This is a genomic window from Curtobacterium sp. PvP017, from assembly GCF_054060195.1.
Map to the genome: position 1 here is coordinate 425,346 of NZ_JBSSCY010000001.1, position 19,159 is coordinate 444,504.

The 19,159-nt window shown below is 71.3% G+C and carries 16 protein-coding genes; 6 read left to right on the top strand and 10 right to left on the bottom strand.

Going from position 1 to position 19,159, the window contains the following annotated elements; all coding sequences use genetic code 11:
* The 4 genes from ACVKXF_RS01990 to ACVKXF_RS02005 all read right to left on the bottom strand — a co-directional run bounded on the left by ACVKXF_RS01990 (position 1) and on the right by ACVKXF_RS02005 (position 6,037).
* On the bottom strand, positions 1-1,401 hold the full coding sequence (locus ACVKXF_RS01990; RefSeq protein ID WP_456794673.1) for an MFS transporter: 1,401 nt from the start codon (positions 1,399-1,401) through the stop codon (positions 1-3).
* A gap of 50 nt (positions 1,402-1,451) precedes the next feature.
* Complete coding sequence (locus tag ACVKXF_RS01995) at positions 1,452-2,597, bottom strand: cystathionine gamma-synthase (protein ID WP_456794674.1); 1,146 nt, start codon at positions 2,595-2,597, stop codon at positions 1,452-1,454.
* 14 nt (positions 2,598-2,611) lie between these two features.
* Positions 2,612-3,976 (bottom strand): cystathionine beta-synthase, encoded by a 1,365-nt coding sequence (locus ACVKXF_RS02000; RefSeq protein ID WP_123313821.1) that lies wholly within the window; start codon positions 3,974-3,976, stop codon positions 2,612-2,614.
* A gap of 180 nt (positions 3,977-4,156) precedes the next feature.
* On the bottom strand, positions 4,157-6,037 hold the full coding sequence (locus tag ACVKXF_RS02005; protein ID WP_456794897.1) for an ABC transporter ATP-binding protein: 1,881 nt from the start codon (positions 6,035-6,037) through the stop codon (positions 4,157-4,159).
* Between the two features lie 147 nt (positions 6,038-6,184).
* Here ACVKXF_RS02005 and ACVKXF_RS02010 point away from each other — a divergent pair, with 147 nt between their 5' ends.
* Positions 6,185-7,609: an amino acid permease gene (locus ACVKXF_RS02010; RefSeq protein WP_456794675.1), complete on the top strand. Its 1,425-nt coding sequence runs from the start codon at positions 6,185-6,187 to the stop codon at positions 7,607-7,609.
* A gap of 170 nt (positions 7,610-7,779) precedes the next feature.
* On the opposite strand, the gene ACVKXF_RS02015 is transcribed toward ACVKXF_RS02010, so the two are convergent.
* From ACVKXF_RS02015 to ACVKXF_RS02035, 5 genes are all read right to left on the bottom strand, one after another.
* The gene (locus ACVKXF_RS02015; RefSeq protein ID WP_456794676.1) at positions 7,780-8,697 is read right to left on the bottom strand and encodes a hypothetical protein; all 918 of its coding nucleotides are present in this window, start codon (positions 8,695-8,697) and stop codon (positions 7,780-7,782) included.
* A gap of 277 nt (positions 8,698-8,974) precedes the next feature.
* Positions 8,975-9,355: a 50S ribosomal protein L7/L12 gene (gene rplL / locus ACVKXF_RS02020; RefSeq protein ID WP_017888664.1), complete on the bottom strand. Its 381-nt coding sequence runs from the start codon at positions 9,353-9,355 to the stop codon at positions 8,975-8,977.
* Positions 9,356-9,406: 51 nt separating this feature from the next.
* Positions 9,407-9,922 (bottom strand): 50S ribosomal protein L10, encoded by a 516-nt coding sequence (rplJ, locus tag ACVKXF_RS02025; RefSeq protein ID WP_111084245.1) that lies wholly within the window; start codon positions 9,920-9,922, stop codon positions 9,407-9,409.
* Between the two features lie 283 nt (positions 9,923-10,205).
* Entirely contained in the window at positions 10,206-11,705 is a 1,500-nt protein-coding gene (locus ACVKXF_RS02030) for a sensor histidine kinase (RefSeq protein WP_456794677.1), read from the bottom strand.
* Positions 11,702-12,442, bottom strand: a complete 741-nt coding sequence (locus tag ACVKXF_RS02035; RefSeq protein ID WP_017888661.1) for a response regulator transcription factor — start codon at positions 12,440-12,442, stop codon at positions 11,702-11,704. Before ACVKXF_RS02035 ends, ACVKXF_RS02030 begins: the two co-directional genes overlap by 4 nt.
* Positions 12,443-12,546: 104 nt before the next feature.
* On the opposite strand from ACVKXF_RS02035, the gene ACVKXF_RS02040 reads away from it, so the two are divergent.
* The 5 genes from ACVKXF_RS02040 (at position 12,547) to ACVKXF_RS02060 (ending at position 18,137) form a co-directional block, all read left to right on the top strand.
* Positions 12,547-13,584, top strand: coding sequence for an acyl-CoA dehydrogenase (locus ACVKXF_RS02040; RefSeq protein WP_456794678.1), 1,038 nt, complete (start codon positions 12,547-12,549; stop codon positions 13,582-13,584).
* On the top strand, positions 13,578-14,936 hold the full coding sequence (locus tag ACVKXF_RS02045; RefSeq protein ID WP_456794679.1) for a PIG-L family deacetylase: 1,359 nt from the start codon (positions 13,578-13,580) through the stop codon (positions 14,934-14,936). The genes ACVKXF_RS02040 and ACVKXF_RS02045 overlap by 7 nt, the downstream gene beginning before the upstream one ends.
* Positions 14,933-15,643: a glycosyltransferase gene (locus tag ACVKXF_RS02050; protein ID WP_340195925.1), complete on the top strand. Its 711-nt coding sequence runs from the start codon at positions 14,933-14,935 to the stop codon at positions 15,641-15,643. The genes ACVKXF_RS02045 and ACVKXF_RS02050 overlap by 4 nt, the downstream gene beginning before the upstream one ends.
* 128 nt (positions 15,644-15,771) lie before the next feature.
* Entirely contained in the window at positions 15,772-17,313 is a 1,542-nt protein-coding gene (locus tag ACVKXF_RS02055) for an ABC transporter permease (protein WP_456794680.1), read from the top strand.
* A gap of 146 nt (positions 17,314-17,459) precedes the next feature.
* Positions 17,460-18,137: an ABC transporter ATP-binding protein gene (locus tag ACVKXF_RS02060; protein WP_123314077.1), complete on the top strand. Its 678-nt coding sequence runs from the start codon at positions 17,460-17,462 to the stop codon at positions 18,135-18,137.
* A gap of 60 nt (positions 18,138-18,197) precedes the next feature.
* On the opposite strand, the gene ACVKXF_RS02065 is transcribed toward ACVKXF_RS02060, so the two are convergent.
* A complete protein-coding gene (locus ACVKXF_RS02065; protein ID WP_396288916.1) occupies positions 18,198-19,145 on the bottom strand; it encodes a TolB family protein in 948 nt (315 codons plus the stop codon).
* Positions 19,146-19,159 lie beyond the last annotated feature (14 nt).

A 19,159-nucleotide genomic window follows, 5' to 3' on the forward strand; every position in this document is an offset into this window, starting at 1 on the left:
CTACCCGGCTGCGCGGTGCGCCGACGCCGACGACACCGGCGCGGGGACCGGTCCGAGCCGCCGGACCGCGGCGACCGCCAGAGCGGCGAAGCAGATCATCGCCGCGAAGACGAGCGGGAACGACACCGTGCCGTCGGCGCCGCCGGTCGCGGTGAAGAGCAGTCCGGTGACCGCCAGGCCGATGACGCTGCCCGCGGCGTCGGCGATGGTGAGCGCCGAGCTCGCGAACCCGTCGTCGCCCTCGCCCGAGAACCGCAGGGTGAGCATCGACGTCCGCGGGTAGATGGCGCCCATGCCCGCGCCGCCGACGAACCACCCGGCGACGAGCACCCACCACGACAGGTCGAGCGTCGCCACCGCGAGCGCTGCCAGCAGGCTCACGAGCACCAGCGCGAGTCCGACGCCGAAGGTCCGGCGTGCGGTCAGTCGCTGCTCCCCCAGCCGGCCGTGCACCCAGCTCGAGGCCGCCCAGCTCAGCGCCGCGACCGTCAGTGCGAGCCCCGCGGCCGATGCGGACAGGCCGTGCTGCGCCTGCAGCAGGAACGGCACGTACGCCTCGCTGCCGAAGAACGACGCCGCCACGAGCCCGCGCAGCAGCACCACCGAGGGCAGCCCGGCGGCGGCGCGGAAGGTGCCCGCCGGCAGCAGCGGCCGCAGGGCGAACCAGGTGCCGACCAGGCCGACCAGGACCGCGGCCACCATCCCCCACGGGGTCAGGTCCGGCGCCACGTTGAGCAGCAGGATCGACACGGCCGCGGCGACCGACCACCCGATGCGCACCCGCTGCCACGGCGGTCGCAGCTCGACCGCCGGTGCCTGCAGCCGCCCGAGTGTCGGTACGAGCACGGTGAACGCGCCGACGGCGATCACGAGCGCCCCCGCGAAGACCCAGTGCCAGTTCCACGTGTCGGTGACGATGCCGGCGATCGCCGGGCCGATGAGCGCCGGCACCACCCAGGCGGCGGCGAACCCGGCGAACACCGGTCCGTGCAGTTCGGCGGGGAAGATCCGGGCGACGAGCACGTAGAGCACGACGTCGATCGCGCCGGCGCCGAAGCCCTCGACCAGGCGCCCGACGAGGAAGACCTCCATCGTCGGCGCGAGCATGACCACGGCGGTCCCCACGGCGAAGAGCAGGGCGGAGACCCAGGCGACGACCCGACCGCCGGCCCGGTCGGTCCAGTTGCCGGCGAGCACCATGCCGGGCACCCCGGCGGCGAGCGGCGCGGCGAACGCCAGGGCGTAGAGCGCCTCGCCGTCCAGGTCGCGACTGATCACCGGCATGATCGTCGTCATCGCGAGGTTCTGGAACGCCGCGACGCCCACGATCGCGACCATCCCGATCGTCGCGAGGGCGTAGCGCCCGCTCAGCAGGCCCGTCCTCGTCGCCGTGGTGCTCACCCGCTCATCGTAGGGGCGGGCGGCGACACCGCGGACCGGCGGGGGGCGCGTCAGCGCGCGAGCGCCTGCTGCAGGTCCGCGACCAGGTCGCCGGCGTCCTCGATGCCGACGGACAACCGCACCACGTTCTCCGGCACCGCGAGCTCCGTGCCCTTCACCGAGGCGTGCGTCATCTCGCTCGGGTACCCGATGAGCGACTCCACACCCCCGAGGGACTCGGCCAGTGCGAACAGCTCCGTGGACTCCGCGAAGCGCCGGGCCGCGTCCGGTCCGCCGGACAGGGCGACGGAGAGCATCCCGCCGAACCCACGCATCTGGCGAGCGGCGACGTCGTGCCCCGGGTGGTCGGTGAGTCCCGGGTAGTAGACACGCTCGACGCCCGGCGCGGCGACGAGCGCCTCGGCGACGGCCTGCGCGTTCGCGGAGTGCCGCTCCATCCGGACCGCGAGGGTCTTGATGCCGCGCGTGGTCAGGAAGGCGTCGAACGGCGACGAGATCGCACCGGCGCCGAACTGCAGGAACTGCACCTTCGCCGCGAGCTCCTGGTCGGCGAGCACCACGGCGCCGCCGACGATGTCGGAGTGGCCGCCCAGGTACTTCGTCGTCGAGTACACGACGACGTCGGCGCCCAGCGACAGCGGCTGCTGCAGGTACGGCGAGGCGAAGGTGTTGTCCACGACGACGAGCGCACCCGCCTCGTGCCCGAGGGTGGCGAGTCCGGCGATGTCGGCGATCTTCATGAGCGGGTTGGTCGGCGTCTCGACCCAGAGCACCGTCTCCTCCGGCGCACCCTGCAGCGCGGCACGGACCTGGTCGAGGTCGCTCATGTCGACGACCACGAGCTCGACGCCCCACGGCACGTGCAGCCGGCTGACCAGGCGGTGGGTCCCGCCGTAGACGTCGTTCCCCATCACCACGCGGGCGCCGGGGCGGAGCGCGGCCCGGAGCAGGGCGTCCTCGGCGGCGAGGCCGGAGGCGAACGAGTACGCGGCCACGCCCCCGTCGAGGTCGGCGAGCAGCGTCTGCAGGGAGTCCCGCGTCGGGTTGCCGGCGCGGGAGTACTCGTAGCCGTTCCGCATGCCGCCGATGCCGTCCTGCACGTAGGTGGACGTCAGGTGGATCGGCGGGATGACCGCGCCGGTGGGGCCGTCGGGCTCCTGGCCGGCGTGGATGGCGCGGGTGCTGAACTCGGTCATGCTGGCTGCGTTCCTTACTCGGAGAGGTAGGTCAGGAGGTCGTGGCGGGTCAGGACCGTGACCGGCTTGCCGTCCTCGACGACGAGCAGGGCGTCCACCGTCTCGAGGGCCCGGCGCGCGGCGGACACGGACTCGCCCACACCGATCAGCGGGAGCGGCTCGCCCACGAAGCCGGTCAGGGCGTCCGCCATCTTCGCGGCGCCGGTGAAGACCTGTTCGAGCAGGTCCTTCTCGGCGACGGCCCCGATGACCTCGCCGATGACGACCGGCGGCTCCGCGCTGAGCACGGGCATCTGGGACACCCCGTACTTGGTCATGATGTCGACGACGTCGCGCACGGTGTCCGCCGGGTGCGCGTGCACCAGGTCGGGCAGGCGGCCGTCCTTGCCGGCGATGAGCGAGCCGACGGTCCGCGCCTCGTCGGTCTCAGCGAAGCCGTACGAGCGCATCCACCGGTCGTTGAAGATCTTGCCGAGGTAGCCGCGGCCACCGTCGGGCAGCAGCACCACGACGACGTCGTCCTCGGTCAGGTCACGGGCGGCCCGCAACGCCGCGACGACCGCCATGCCGCTGGACCCGCCCACGAGCAGGCCCTCTTCCCGCGCGAGGCGTCGGGTCATCGCGAACGAGTCGGCGTCCGACACCGCGATGATCTCGTCCGGCACCTCGGGGTCGTACGCGGTCGGCCAGAAGTCCTCGCCGACGCCCTCGACCAGGTACGGACGGCCGGTGCCGCCGGAGTAGACCGAGCCCTCGGGGTCGGCTCCGACGATGCGGACACGGCCGTCGGATGCCTCCTTCAGGAAGCGCCCGGTCCCCGAGATCGTGCCACCCGTCCCGACGCCCGCGACGAAGTGGGTGATCTGCTGCTCGGTGTCGCGCCAGATCTCCGGACCGGTGGTCTCGTAGTGGCTGCGGGGCCCGTTCGGGTTCGCGTACTGGTTCGGCTTGTAGGCGCCCGGGATCTCGCGGACGAGCCGGTCGGACACCGAGTAGTACGACTCCGGGTGCTCCGGCGGAACCGCCGTCGGCGTGACGACGATCTCGGCGCCGTACGCCGTCAGGACGTTGCGCTTGTCCTCGCCGACCTTGTCCGGCAGCACGAACACGCACCGGTAGCCGCGCTGCTGGGCGACGAGCGCCAGTCCGACCCCGGTGTTGCCCGAGGTGGGTTCGACGATCGTGCCGCCGGGTCGCAGATCGCCGGAGGCCTCGGCCGCGTCGATGATCCGCGTCGCGATGCGGTCCTTCGACGATCCGCCGGGGTTCAGGTACTCGACCTTCACCAGGACGGTCGCGCGCACCCCCTCGGTGACGCGGTTGAGCTTGACGAGCGGGGTGTCGCCGACGAGGTCGACCACGGAGTTCGCGTAACGCACGCGCCCGAGTCTAGGACGCGGACACCGCGTTCTGCTGGGTCGTGACGCGCGCCTCGCCCTGGTCGTTCGCCGCACCGGACGGGAGGCCCGTGGCGGGGCCGCCACGGGCCTCCCGTCCGGTCTGGGGTGCGTGTCCGATCGGCGCACCGGCCTGTGCGTCGGTGGCCGTGATCGGTGGGGTCAGCGGCCGACGGCGTCGGCCGGCGTGTTCTGCTGCCGGTGCAGGAGCGCGTAGGTGCCGTCGAGCGCGAGGAGTTCGTCGTGCGTGCCCTGCTCGACGATCCGACCGTGGTCGAGCACGAAGATGACGTCGGCGTCGCGGATCGTCGACAGTCGGTGCGCGATCGAGATCGTGGTGCGCCCGGCAGCAGCAGTGTCGAGTGCGGTCTGCACGACCCGTTCCGAGATCGAGTCCAGCGCGCTCGTGGCCTCGTCGAGCACCAGCACCGGCGGGTCCTTCAGGAGCACGCGGGCGATGGCGATCCGCTGCTTCTCACCGCCGGACAGGCGGTACCCGCGCTCCCCCACGACGGTGTCGTACCCGTCCGGGAACGAGGCGATGGTGTCGTGGATGTTCGCCGCCCGTGCCGCCCGTTCGACCTCGTCGTCGGTGGCGTCCGGTTTGGCGTACCGCAGGTTGTCGCCGATCGTCGCGTGGAACAGGTACGTCTCCTGGCTGACGATCCCCACGTGGCGCATGACGTCCTCGTGCACGAGGTCGCGGACGTCCTGCCCGGCGAACCGCACGGAGCCCTCGGTCGCCTCGTACAACCGCGGCACCAGGTACGACACGGTCGTCTTGCCCGCGCCCGACGGACCGACGAAGGCGGCGAACTGGCCGGGCCGGAGCGCGAACGAGACCCCGCGGAGCGTCGGCTTGTCGGGCTCGCCGTCCGGGTACGTGAACGTCACGTCGTCGAAGGCGACGTGACCGACCATGGTGTCGTCGACGGGCTTCGCCGTGGGCGAGTCCGTGATCGCGGGCTGCAGGTCGAAGTACTCGAAGATGCGGGCGAACAGCGCTCCGGAGGTCTGCAGGTCGAGCACCACGCGGAGCAGTCCGACCGTCGGGAACAGCAGGCGCGACTGCACCGTCGTGAACGCGACGATGGTGCCGGCGGTGATCGGGACGTCGCCGATGATCAGCCAGGCGGCGACGAGGTAGATGATCGCGGGGATGATCGACAGGAAGATCTGCACGATCGCGAAGAACCACTGTCCGGACATCTGCTGGCGGACCTGCAGCTGGATCTGGTTGCGGTTCTCGTCACCGTAGCGGCGGGTCTCACTGCGCTGCTGGTTGAAGCTCTTGGCCAGCAGGATGCCGGAGACGCTCAGCGCCTCTTGCGTGATCGCCGTCATGTCGGACAGCGACTCCTGCGTCTGCCCGGCGATGCGGGCACGGACCTGACCGACCCGACGTTGCGCGATGACCAGGAGCGGCAGCAGCACGACCGCGACCAGGGTCATCTGCCAGCTCAGCAGGAGCATCGCGACGATCGCGGCGATGACCGTGACGGTGTTGCCGAGCACCGACGAGATCGTGTTGTTCAGGACGCTCGCGACGCCGCCGACGTCGTTCTGCAGGCGGGACTGGATCACGCCGGTCTTGGTGCGGGTGAAGAACGCGAGCTCCATCCGCTGCAGGTGCCCGAACAGGCGCATCCGCATGGCGCCCATCACCTTGTTGCCGACCGTCGCCGTCAGGTAGGTCTGCCAGACGCCCACCCCGGCGCTCGCGATCCAGAGGAGCACCATCGCCGACACGAGCTCGACCAGCACCGGGACGTCGGGTCTGCCGGACGGCGGGAAGAGGCCTCGGTCGAACGCCTGCTGCGTCAACAGCGGCGGGATCACCGAGATGGCGGCGCCGATCAGGACCAGGACGACCGTCAGGATGATGGCCCTGCGGTGCGGGACGAACAGCCCCGCGATCCGTTTCACCAGGTGCGGGATCTTCGGCGCCTCGGCGTTGGCGGCCTTCTGCGCGCGGAAGTCACCGCTCGAGATCCGGCCACCGCCGCGCGGTCCACCACCACCCCCGCGCATCCCGCCGCCCATGCTCATGGAGCAACCGTATCCCCGCGGTCGGACATCGGCGCACGCTCGTCGGCCACCGTTCCGCCGTGCGGTCCGGCGGGTGTATTTGACCCCGTTCAGGGGGCGTGCGAGCATGTGCCGTCCCCGCCCCCGCACCACCGAGGTCCCATGACGTCCGCGCCGTCCCGTCCCACGTCCCTCCGCCAGCAGCTCGCCCGCCGCAAGCCGATCGAGCAGCTGCAGTCCGAGGCGGCCGTCGGTGTGAACGGTGAACCGCTCCGCCGGTCCCTCGGCGTCTGGCACCTGACGATGATCAGCGTCGGCGCCACCCTCGGCACCGGCATCCTGGTCGTGCTCGGCACGGCCGTGCCGCTCGCGGGGCCGGCCGTGTGGATCTCCTTCGTGGTCGCCGGGATCGCGGCCCTGCTCTCGGCGCTGTCCTACGCCGAGATGGCCGGAGCCGTCCCGACCTCGGGGTCGAGCTACTCGTACACCTACGCCACCATGGGCGAGGGCATCGCATGGGTGTGCGGGTGGTGCCTCGTCCTCGAGTACGCCGTCTCGGTGGCCGCGGTCGCGGTCGGCGCGAGCGAGTACGTGGACGAGACCCTGCGCGTGCTCGGGCTGCACCTGCCGACGGCACTGTCCGCGCCCCCGGGGGACGGCGGCGTCGTGAACCTGCCGGCGGCCGTCCTGGTCCTGCTCGCCACCGTGGTCCTGATCCCCGGAGCCCGCGAGAGCGCCTGGGTGAACACCGTCATGGTCGTCGTGAAGATCGCACTGCTCGTGTTCTTCGTGGTCGTCGCCTTCACGGCCTTCCAGGCGCAGAACTTCGAACCGCTCGCACCGATGGGTGCCGCCGGGGTCACCGCCGCGGCCTCCCGGCTCTTCTTCTCGTACATCGGGTTCGATGCCGCGTCCACCGCAGGCGAGGAGGCGAAGAACCCCCGCCGCGACCTCCCCCGGGCGATCATCGGTTCGATCGCGCTCATCACGGCGCTGTACATCCTCGTCGCCATCGCCGCGATCGGTGCCCGTTCGTGGACGGAGTTCTCGTCGTCCGAGGCCTCGCTCGTCCGCATCGTGGTCGACGTCACGGGCCAGCCCCTCGTTGCGCTGGTCTTCTCGATCGGTGCGGTCGTCGCGATCGCGAGCGTCGTGCTGACCGTGCTCTACGGTCAGACCCGGATCCTGCTCACCATGGCACGCGACGGCCTCGTCCCGAAGGTCTTCGGTCGGGTCTCGCGCCGCACCGGCACCCCGATCGCGAACACGCTGATCATCGGCATCGCGGTGACGATCGTCGCCGCCCTCGTGCCGCTGGGCGAGCTCGCCGACGCGACGAGCATCGGCACCCTGGTGGCGTTCGCACTCGTCAACGTGTCGGTCATCGTGCTCCGCCGCTCGCAGCCCGACCTCGAGCGCTCGTACCGCGTCCCGCTGTTCCCCGTCGTGCCGGTCCTCGGTGCCCTCAGCTGTGTGCTCCTCGCGGTGTTCCTCGGCGCCACGACGTGGATCGCGTTCGGCATCTGGATGGTCGTCGGCGCCGTGCTCTACCTGGCCTACGGCCGCCGCCACAGCACCCTGCGCTGACCCGCCGCCCGCCCCGCCCCGAGACTCAGCCGACCCCGCCGTACCCCCGAGCCACATCCGCCAAAGCGACAAGGTCTCGCCAACTGTTTGCTGACATCTGTCGCTTTGACGGGAGGCTCGGCCTGGCTCCGGTAAGAAGTGTCGCCCTGGCAGCACGGATGGTCCCACCATCAGCGGCACGGCACGCCGTGCTGTCGGAACAGCGACCGAAGTCGTTCCGGTGCCACGACGTGTTCCCAGTAGACGCGGACGAAGCCGTTCACCTCTGATCGTCCCCGGACACGGTCCTCACGCTGCTTCTCGGCCCACACAGCCTCGGCGCCGGTCCTCCCTCCCACCATCCCGGGGTCCTCGTACTTCTGTCGACCGTCGAACTCCACGACGATTCCCTGGCGTGGGAGCCAGAAGTCGACACGGTCGACACGGCCGTCCGGTGCGCGGAACTCGTGCTGCGGTTCCCAGTCCGGACAGTGCAGCTCGGCGGCGCGGGCAGCCAGGAACGACTCCCCGACCGACTCGTGGCGCTCGTCGCAGATCAGCAGGGCCTGCTCGAGTCGTGCCGATCCCCATGGACCAGCGGCGGCACACAGACGCTGGAGTTCCCCGCGGTCGACTCCGCTCCGCAACGCGTGATCGAGCCCGACGACCGCATCGGCGAGGGTGCCACGCCGGGCGTTCTCCACGGTGGTCTGGGCCAGAGCGGTGAACGGGGCACCGTGGAACAGCTTCCCCGATGGCTCGGGCGCACCGGCGTGGACGGTCAGTCCCACACGGTGCCGATCGTGCGCGATCCCGGCGTCCACGGCGTGGACACGCTCGGGCCACGGATCGAGTCGTGGCACACCGAACACCGCGGCGGCCGAGTCGAGCGCGAAGACCGTGCCGGACCGGAGCAACGGGATGACGGCCCGCATCCGGACGAGGTGTCGACCACGGCCGTCCAATCCCTCCCACGGCGCACGTTCGACGTAGACGCCGTGCCGGACGCGCATGAGCTCATCGGTCCGCTGCCGTCGCTGGAGATGGCGCGCGCCAGCCCGGTCGAGCTCGTTCGTGCGGAAGATCTCGATCGCGTTGGCAGGGTGCATGACAGCACACTGTCGCTCGAAACGACCGGTCTCACGGTCCGGAGCCGATCTGTGGACAACCGCCGCGCCTCCCGGGAGTCAACAGTGGACTGCCAAAGCGACAGATCTCAGCAATGAGCGACTGAATGTGTTGCCATCGCGACAGAATCCCGCGAACAGTTGGCGGCACTCTGTCGCTTTGGCGGAAGCGCCTCCCGGGCCCCGCACACACGCACCCGCGCACGACGAAGGCCGCCACCCCGAGGGGCAGCGGCCTTCGTGAACCGAACGGTCGAGACTACGCGAGCTCGATCGTGGCGCCAGCGGCCTCGAGGGTCGCCTTTGCCTTGTCGGCGGTCTCCTTGTTCGCACCCTCGAGGATCTTGGCGTCGGCGGTCTCGACGAGCGCCTTGGCCTCACCGAGGCCGAGCGACGTCAGGCCACGGACCTCCTTGATGACCTGGATCTTCTTGTCACCAGCGGACTTGAGGATGACGTCGAACTCGGTCTTCTCCTCAGCGGCCTCGGCCGGGGCAGCGGCGGCCGGAGCGGCAGCAGCGGCCGGGGCAGCAGCGGTGACCTCGAAGACCTCTTCGAACTTCTTCACGAAGTCCGAGAGCTCGATGAGCGTGAGCTCCTTGAAGGCCTCGATGAGCTCGTCCTGCGAAAGCTTCGCCATGATTTTCTCCTACTACTAGCTAATACGTGTGGTTGTGGAACGCGAGCCTGATCAGGCCGCGGACTCCTGCTTCTCGCGAAGGGCGTCCACGGTGCGGACGGCCTGCGAGAGCGGGGCCTGGAACAGGTACGCAGCACCGAACAGCGAGGCCTTGAAGGCGCCGGCGAGCTTGCCGAGCAGAACTTCACGGGACTCGAGGTCGGCGAGCTTGTCCACCTCGGTCGCGGAGAGCGGGTTACCGTCGAAGTAACCACCCTTCACCACGAGCTCGGGGTTCGCCTTGGCGAATGCACGCAGCGACTTCGCGACGGCGACGGTGTCACCGTGGACGAAGGCGAGAGCGGACGGACCGGCGAGTTCCTCGTCGAACGAGGAGATGCCGGCGTTGTTCGCCGCGATCTTGGTCAGCGTGTTCTTCACCACGGCGTACGTGGCGTGCTCACGGATCGAGTTGCGGAGCTCCTTGAGCTGCGCGACCGTGAGACCGCGGTACTCGGTGAGCAGAACGGCGTTCGAGCTACGGAAGGACTCCGTGAGCTCGGCGACCGCAGCTTCCTTGTTCGCCATGGTTCTCCTTGGGGTTTCTTGCCGGCTAGCCCCAGGTCTCCACACATGAAAAAAGCTCCGGCGCAGAGGCTCGGAGCTGCTCTCACCTGACGGTGGGAGTGGTTCGGAACACCTGCGCGGGATGCCTCACGAGTGAGGACCTTCGGTCATGATGTTCACAAACACTTTGCAAGCAGCACGACATCCGGCGGTCTTTGGCTTCGAGAACAGTACCAGATGCGGTGGACGAGACCAAACGGCGGTCTGGAGGCGCGGTGCGGGCCCGCACCGCGCCTCCCGGTCGTCAGTGGGTCGCGTCCACCGCAGCGGGCGTCCCCGACCAGTCAGCAGACACGTCCGACGCGGACGCAGCCGCCGCGGCGGCTGCGGGATCCACCGGCAGGTGGACCGTGAACACCGTGTCACCGGGCACGCTCGCCACCTCGACGCTGCCGCCGTGCGCCTGCACGACCGCGTCCACGATCGCGAGGCCGAGCCCCGTCGACCCCACGGTGCGCGACCGGGAGCTGTCGGCGCGGGCGAACCGCTCGAACAGCTTCGGCAGGAACTCCGGGTCGATGCCCTGCCCGGTATCCCGCACGGTCAGGTCGACACCGGGGCCCGAGGGTGCCGGCGCGATCCCCACGGTGATGCGGGTCCCCTCGGGGGTGTGCGTCCGGGCGTTCGTGACGAGGTTCACGATGACCTGGTGCAGGCGCGCGGCGTCTCCGAGGACCACCACGGGCGATGACGGCACGTCGATCTCGATGACGTGGTCCGGCGAGGCGGCGTGCGCGTCGTTGACGGCGTCGAGCACGAGCCCGGTCAGGTCGACCTCGGCGAACTGGATCTCGCGCCCCTCGTCGAGGCGGGCGAGGAGCAGCAGGTCCTCGACCATGGACGTCATCCGGATGGACTCGGACTCGATGCGGCTCATCGCGTAGACGACGTCCTTCGGCAGGTCGCCGCCCATCCGCCGGGTGAGTTCGGCGTATCCACGCACCGAGGCGAGCGGGGTGCGGAGCTCGTGCGAGGCGTCCGCGACGAACTGCCGGACCTTCTGTTCGGACCGTTCCCGCGCCTGCATGGCGCCTGCGATGTGCCCGAGCATCCGGTTGAAGGCGCTGCCGACCCGGCCCACCTCGGTGCGGGGGTCGGTGTCGGGAACGCGGACGCCGTCGAGGGCGTCGCTGCGGTCGAGCGGCATGCGCGCGACGGTGGAGGCGGTCTCGGCGACGCGCTCGAGGGGCCGGAGCGACTGCCGGACCACGAACGCGGCGACGACCGAACCGGCGACCAGTGCAGCTGCCAGGACGGAGAGGACCCCGGCGAACAGCTTCCAGACGCTGTCGTACACGGGTGCCATCGGGAGCCCCACGACCAGGACGGCCGGGCCGACGTTGACGGCGGCCAGACGGTAGCGTCCGACGTCCGAGCCGAGGTCGATCGTCTCCGGGTCGGCGTCCACGCGGACGGACCCCAGTGCCTCGGCGCTGGCCTGCGGGATCCCGCTCGGGCGGCCGTAGTCGTCGAGCACGTTCGCGATGACGACCTGCCCGTCGACGAAGTACGCCGTCAGGGTGCCGGCGGCCTGCCCGGACGGCCGGGACAGGTCGATGCTCGGCTGCCCCGACTGGTTCTGCTGCAGGTACCGCTGTGCCCGGTGGGTGGCGCTCGTGATCTGCTTGTCGATCGCGCTGGTCTGGATCGAGAAGAGCGCGATGAGGCTCGCCCCGCCGATCACCGCGCTGACGGCGACGACGAGGGCGACGATGCTCAGGACGAGCCGGCGCCGCAGGGTCACGAGGTCGGCTTGATGACGTACCCGACGCCGCGCACCGTGTGGATCATCGGGGTCTCACCGGCGTCGATCTTCTTGCGCAGGTAGGAGATGTAGATCTCGACGACCGACGACTTGCCGCCGAAGTCGTACGACCACACGCGGTCCAGGATCTGCGCCTTCGAGAGCACGCGTCGGGGGTTGCGCATCAGGAATCGGAGGAGCTCGAACTCGGTGGCGGTCAGCTCGATCGGCCGGCCGGCACGGTGCACCTCGTACGACTCCTCGTCGAGCACCAGGTCGCCGACGACGATGCGGGAGTCGCCCGCCTCGGAGATCGAGATCTGCGAGCGGCGGATGAGGCCACGCAGCCGTGCGACGACCTCCTCGAGGGAGAACGGCTTCGTGACGTAGTCGTCGCCGCCGGCCGTCAGCCCGGTCACGCGGTCCTCGACGGAGTCCTTCGCGGTGAGGAACAGCACCGGGGTGTCGTCGTTGTTCTGCCGCAGCCGGCTGAGCACCTGCAGGCCGTCGAGGTCCGGCATCATGACGTCGAGCACCATCGCGTCGGGCTTGAACTCCCGCGCGGTCGTCAGGGCGTCCTGCCCGCCGTTCGCGCTCTTGACGTCCCAGCCCTCGTAGCGGAGCGCCATGGACAACAGGTCGGTCAGGCTGGCTTCGTCGTCGACGACCAGGATGCGCAACGGGGTTCCGTCGGCACGCGTGAGGCGCGGGGCTGCTGCAGGCTGGGAGATGGTCACGTCTTCGAGTATCGAGGAATTCCTATGAGTGGTCTGTGGGCCGCCCCTCCGCGCTCTGTGGATCGCTCCGAGAGCACTCGGCCGTTCCTTCGTAGGTTGGAGGGATGCTGCGATCCTCCGCTTGGCCACCGTCCGCCAGGCACGTCGACACAACGGGGATCGAGGAGACGGCCGGGAGGCCCGACTCGAGCCCGGCAGATCGTCTGACCGTCGCCCGTGCGCTCGCGTCCACCACCCCGCTGCTGTCCGCAGGGACCGCCGGCGGGTTCCTCGCCACGCTCGCCGCCGTCGCCGCGGGCGACGTCGCGACCGCCCGCACCGTCGAACCGCACCTCGACGCGCTCGGCATCCTCGACCAGGCCGGGACGCCCGCCCCAGCCGGTTCGACCTGGGGCGTCTTCGCCGCCGAGGGCCCCGGCCTCCGCCTCGACGCCACGGTGCAGGACGACGGGACGGCGCTCCTGACCGGCACGAAGCCGTGGTGCTCCCTCGCCTCGACGCTGTCGCACGCCCTGGTCACCGCACACGCCGGGGACGACCGCGTCCTCGTCGCCGTCGACCTGCGGCAGGACGGCGTCACGGCACACGACGAGGCCTGGGTGGCCCGGGGCATGCCCGACGTACCGAGCGGGCCGGTCGACTTCAACGGCGTCACGGCACGGCTGGTCGGCGCACCCGGCTGGTACCTGCGACGACCCGGTTTCGCGTGGGGCGGCATCGGCGTCGCGGCGTGCTGGTGGGGCGGAGCGGTCGGACTCGGACGGGTCCTGCGCTCGCTGGCCGCAGCCCACCCGGAGTCCGAGCTGCTGCAGGCCGCCCTCGGCGCAACGGTGATCGACCTCGCCGACGCCGAGGACGCCCTCGCCGACGCCGCGGCCCGGATCGACCGGTCCGACGACCCCGACGCTCCGGACGTCGACTGGCCACTGCTCGCCCAGACGGTACGCTCCCGGGTCCGTCGGACGGTGGACTCCGTGCGCGAGCGGGTCGTCGCCACCGTCGGCCCGGCGCCCCTGACCTCGGACCCCGCCGTCGCGGCACGCGTCGCCGACCTCGAGCTCTACGTGCTGCAGGACCACGGCGTTCGGGACCTCGCCCGGATCGGCCGGATCGTCACGGAACGCGGCGGTGTCGCATGGTGACCTTCGACCACCGCGAGCCGGGCACCGCACCCGCGGCGTGGACCACGTTCCTCGACGCGGTGCCGACCACACCGGTGGACCTGGACGGCATCCGTTCGGTGGTCGTCCTCGCGCCGCACCCCGACGACGAGACCCTGGGTGCCGGTGGCCTGATCGCGCGCGCTTCGGACGCCGGGGTCCCCGTGCACGTCCTGCTCCTCACCCGCGGCGAGCGCTCCCACCCGGACTCCCCCACCACGACCGCGCCGGAGCTCGCCGCCGTCCGCGACGCGGAGTTCACCCGTGCCCTGGCCACGCTGCACGCCGGTGCGACGTCGTCGTCGGTCGGCATCCCCGACGGCGGCACCCGCGAACACCGGGACGAGGTCGTCGACGCACTGCAGCGAGCGCTCGACGACGCGGAGCGACCGACGCTCGTCGTGGCGCCGTGGCGCGGTGACGGCCACCGCGACCACCGGATCGCGGGCGAGGTCGCCGAGGAGGTCACCGCCGGAGCGGCCGGGGTGTCGCTGCTGACCTACCCGATCTGGGCATGGCACTGGGACGACCCGTCCGCGTCCGCACAGCCGTGGGCCCGCGCTCGGGTCCTGCGGCTCCCCGACACCGCGCGGGCACGGAAGCGCGCCGCCCTCGACGCCTACGCCTCGCAGATCCGCCCGCTGTCCCCGGCCGCCGGGGACGAGGCGATCGTCGACGACCGGCACGCCGCGCACCACCTGCGGTCCACCGAGTGGTTATTCGAGCCCGAGCCGACGGCGTCCCGCTCGCGGGAGTCCTTCGACGCGCACTACGAGCGGAAACCCGAGGGGTGGGACTTCGAGGGCTCCTGGTACGAACGCCGCAAGCGGGCGGTGACGCTCGCCGCGCTCCCCCGCGAACGGTACCGATCGGCGCTCGAGCTCGGGTGCGCCACCGGCGTCCTGACCGCCGCGCTCGCCGAACGCGCCGACGCCGTCCTCGGCACTGACATCTCGGCCGCGCCGCTGGCACAGGCCGCGGTCCGCGCGCCGGGCGCCCGGTTCGTGCAGGCCTCCCTGCCCGCCGAGTGGCCGTCGGGCCGGTGGGACCTCGTGGTGATGTCCGAGGTGGGCTACTACCTGTCCCCCGCCGACCTCGACGAGACGATCGACCGGGTACTGGCGTCGCTCGACGACGACGGCGTGCTGGTCGCCTGCCACTGGCGGCACCCCGACGACGAGGCGGTGTCGAGCGGTGACGCGGTGGACGCCCGACTCGCGGAACGGTGGCCACGGCCGGCCCTCGTCCGCCACGTCGAACCGGACTTCGTGCTGAGCGTGCTGCCCGGCCCCGGTGTCGTGTCGGTCGCACGGGCCGAGGGGCTCGTCCGGTGACCGTGCCCTCCGGAGCCACGCGCATCGACGTCGTCCTGCCCGCACACGACGAGGAGGACCGGATCGCCGCGTGCCTCGACGCCCTGCTCGCCGCCCGCGCCCGGCTCGCCGAGGCACACCCCGCGGTCGAGGTCTCGGTGACCGTCGTGCTCGACGGCTGCACCGACGACACGGCCACGGTCGCGGAGCGCTTCCCCGTCGACGTCGTCGCAACCGCGCACGTCGGGGTCGGGCGGGCACGCACGATCGGTGCGACGCACGCGCTCCACCGGTACCCCGGCGACCCGTCGGAGCGCTGGCTCGCCCACACCGACGCGGACTCGCGAGTGCCGGAGGGGTGGCTCGTCCAGCAGGCCGAGGCCCTCCGGTCCGGGGCACACGTGCTCGTCGGCGCCGTCGTCCCCGACCCGGACGACCTGGACCCCGTCGTGCTCGCCCGGTGGACGCAGGCGCACCCGCCCGGCGCGGCGCTCGGGCACGTGCACGGCGCGAACCTCGGCGTGCTGGCGGCCGCGTACCTGGCGCTCGGCGGGTTCGACCCCGTCCCCGAGCACGAGGACGTCCGGCTCGTCGAGCGGGCGCACGCGATGGGGTTCCGCGTGGACGCGACGGTCGAGCTCCCGGTGGTGACGAGCGGGCGGTTCGCGGGTCGGACCCCGGGCGGCTACGCGGAGCACCTGCGCCAGGCGTACGGCGACGCGAGCTGAGGCTCCTTAGACGGCTCACAGGCTGCCGATGGGGCGGCCACTGACCGGCTGCCTACGTTCTCCTCCGTCGGCCCCGCCGTGCGCACTGCGCGGCCGGTGACCCCAGCCGGCCACCACCGAGGAGAACCATGTTCCTGACGTACCTCAGGCGCGAGCTCACGAACCGCAAGAAGCAGACCGTCATCATCGCGATCGGCATGGCATTGGCCATCGCCCTCGTGGTCATCGTGTCCTCGATCGCCGGCGGCGTGAAGGCGGCCCAGTCCAGCGTCCTGCAGTCCGTGTACGGCGTCGGCACCGACATCACCGTCACGAAGACGACGACCCCGAGCGCGTCGGGTTCCGGTCGGCCGAGCTTCGACTTCGGCAGCCAGAGCGGTGACGACAGCGACAGCAGCGGTTCGACCGACCTGTCGCAGTCGCGGCTCGCCGTCGCTCGCGGCACGAGCACGCTCAGCGCCGCCAACCTCACGACCGTGACGGGCACCGACGGCGTCAAGGCCGCGACCGGTGTGCTGACCCTCGAGAACAGCACGTTCTCCGGTCAGGTCCAGCAGTCCACCGACGGCAGCAGCACGGACAGCAGCAGCTCCGACAGCAGCGGCGCGGACAGCTCCACCCAGCAGGGCCCGCCGAGCGGCGGCGGCTTCGGCGGCGGCTCGTTCGACGTCGACTCGTTCACCGTGACCGGCATCCCGGTCTCCGGCGACGCCGTCGGGCCCCTGACCAGCACCGAGCTCACGAAGGGCCGGACCTTCACCGCGAAGGACGCCGGCAAGGACGTCGTCGTGCTGGACGCGTCCTACGCGAAGAGCGAGTCGAAGGCCGTCGGCGACACCGTCGACATCGGCGGCACCGACTTCGAGGTCATCGGCATCGTCACCTCGACCGGCTCGTCGTCCACGACCGGCTCGAACACCTACATCCCGCTCGACACCGCACAGGCGCTGGCGGACCTCGACGGCAAGGTCACCTCGATCTACGTGTCCGCCGAGTCCTCGTCGGACGTCAGCGCGATCAAGACCGCCCTGCAGCAGAAGCTCACGACCGCCACGGTCTCGACCGAGTCCGACCTGGCGTCAAGCGTCTCCGGTTCGCTGAGCACCGCGTCGAGCCTCGTCTCGAACCTCGGCACCTGGCTGTCCATCGTCGTGCTGGCGGCGGCGTTCCTCATCGCGATCCTCTTCACGATCTCCGGCGTCACCCGACGGACCCGCGAGTTCGGCACCCTCAAGGCCATCGGCTGGTCGAACGGCCGCATCACCCGGCAGGTCGCCGGGGAGTCGCTCGTGCAGGGCCTCATCGGCGGTGTCCTCGGCGCAGCAGCCGGCCTGATCGGCATCCTCGTGGTGAACGTCATCAGCCCGACCATCTCGGCGAGCGCCTCGACCACGACGAGCGGTGGCGGCGCAGGTGGCGGCGGCATGCCCGGTGGCGCGGCGACCGCGGCCGCGGGCAGCGGCACCACAGGCGGCGCTCCGGCCGGCGGCTTCGGCGGCGGCGCGGGCACCGCGTCGACGACCGACGTGGTCCTGCACGCCCCGGTGACGGTCGAGGTCATCCTGCTGGCGATCGGACTGGCGATCCTCGGTGGCCTCATCGCCGGCGCCCTCGGCGGTTGGCGCGCGAGCAGGCTGCGTCCGGCCGAGGCCCTGCGGAGCGTGGCCTGATGTCCGGGCCCGCCACCGACACGACACCGACCACCGGCCCGCACGCCGGGCCCGCACCGATCCCGAGCACGCGACCAGAAGGAGCGACCGTGACCAGCACCGACACCGCAGCCGGCCAGGCGGAGGCGAGCCGCGCCTCCAGTCCGATGTACCGGCTGACGAACGTCAGCAAGACGTACAAGCAGAAGAACCGGACCGTCACCGCCCTGACGAACGTGGACCTGACGATCCCGCAGGGACAGCTCGTGGCGATCCAGGGTCCGACCGGCGGCGGCAAGTCGACGCTGCTGCAGATGCTCGGGGCGCTCGACCGACCGACGGCCGGGTCGATCCACCTCGGTGGTGACCGCGACGTGGCGAAGCTCGGCGACGGTGCACTGACCGACCTGCGGGCGACCGAGATCGGCTTCGTGTTCCAGAGCTTCAACCTCATCCCCACGCTGACGGCGCTCGAGAACGTCGAGACGGCGTTCGCGGGCTCCCTGGCGAACCGTGCACGCTCCGAGATCCGCGAGCGGGCCACGGCTGCGCTCCGGGAGGTCGGGCTCGGCGAGCGGATGGAGCACCTGCCGGCCGAGCTCTCCGGTGGGCAGCAGCAGCGCGTCGCGATCGCCCGCGCCCTGGTGAAGAACCCCAGCGTGCTGCTGGCGGACGAGCCGACCGGCGCGCTCGACGAGGGCACCCGTGACGAGATCATGGGGCTCATCGAGAAGCAGTGGAAGGAACGCGGGTTGACGGTCGTCATCGTCACGCACGACTCGTGGGTGGCGAAGCGGGCCGAGCGTCGCCTGCACCTCAAGCAGGGGCAGGTGCGCGAGGTCTGAGGTGACCCGGGTCTCGCGGTGGGCGACGGTCCTCGTGGCCACGAGCCCGAGGACTGTCGCTCAGACCGAGTCTCGTCCCACCGGGTAGTCGCAGTAGGCGAACCAGCGGGAGTCCGGCGACCACGGCGGGACGTTGACGGTGCCCTGACCGCCGTCGAGCACGACGAGGGTCTCCGGCACCGGCATCATCCGGGCTCCGCGGACGAGCACCCCGGGCAGCAGCCGCAGTTCCACGCGGTGGTCGGCCGGGTGGCCCTGCACGCCCGGCTCGTACGACAGGTAGAGCAGGTGTTCCCCGTCCGGCGAGACGTGCGGGAACCAGTTCACCCGGTCGTCGTTCGTCAGCCGTACCGGATCGATCGACCCCGGCCGGAGGGAGACGAGCTGTGCGGTGCCGGGCGTGAAGCGCTCCGAGTTCCACACGAGCACGTCGCCCGCGAACGACACCCCGTCGTCGGCGTGTTCGTCCCTCGTCAGGAACGTCGGCTCGCCGGTCGCCGGGTCGACGAGTGCGACGTCGGTCGTCCAGACGCCGTCCGTGGTCCGCTCCCCGACGATCGCCGCGAGGGTCTCCCCGTCGGGTGCGATGCCGTGCAGGTAGAACTTCCGGAGGGTCGGCAGGGCGGTGGTCACGTCGGTGAGGGTCGCCGCCGCTCCCCCGGCGGGCACCGGGACCCGGTAGAGGTCCCCGTCGCGCCCGCTCACCACGACCGAGGTGCCCGACGGGTCGAGCACGTGGTCGTTGTTGATCTCGGGGACGCCGGGCATCGACACCCGCACCAGGGCGGTCTCGTCGAGCACGGCGTCCGTGTCCGGAGCGGGCAGCCGCAGCAGCCAGAGGTCGCCGTCACCGTTGAGCACGAGCGTGTCGGCGTCGAGGACGTTCGGCGCCTCGACGAGCACCGTCCTCGACTCGAACACCAGCCGCGATGTCCGCGACGCCATGTCGTACACGTGCACCCGGCTGGTCTGTCCCGGCAGCAGTTGCCGCCCGCGCGCTTCGCTCATGGGTCCCATCCTGC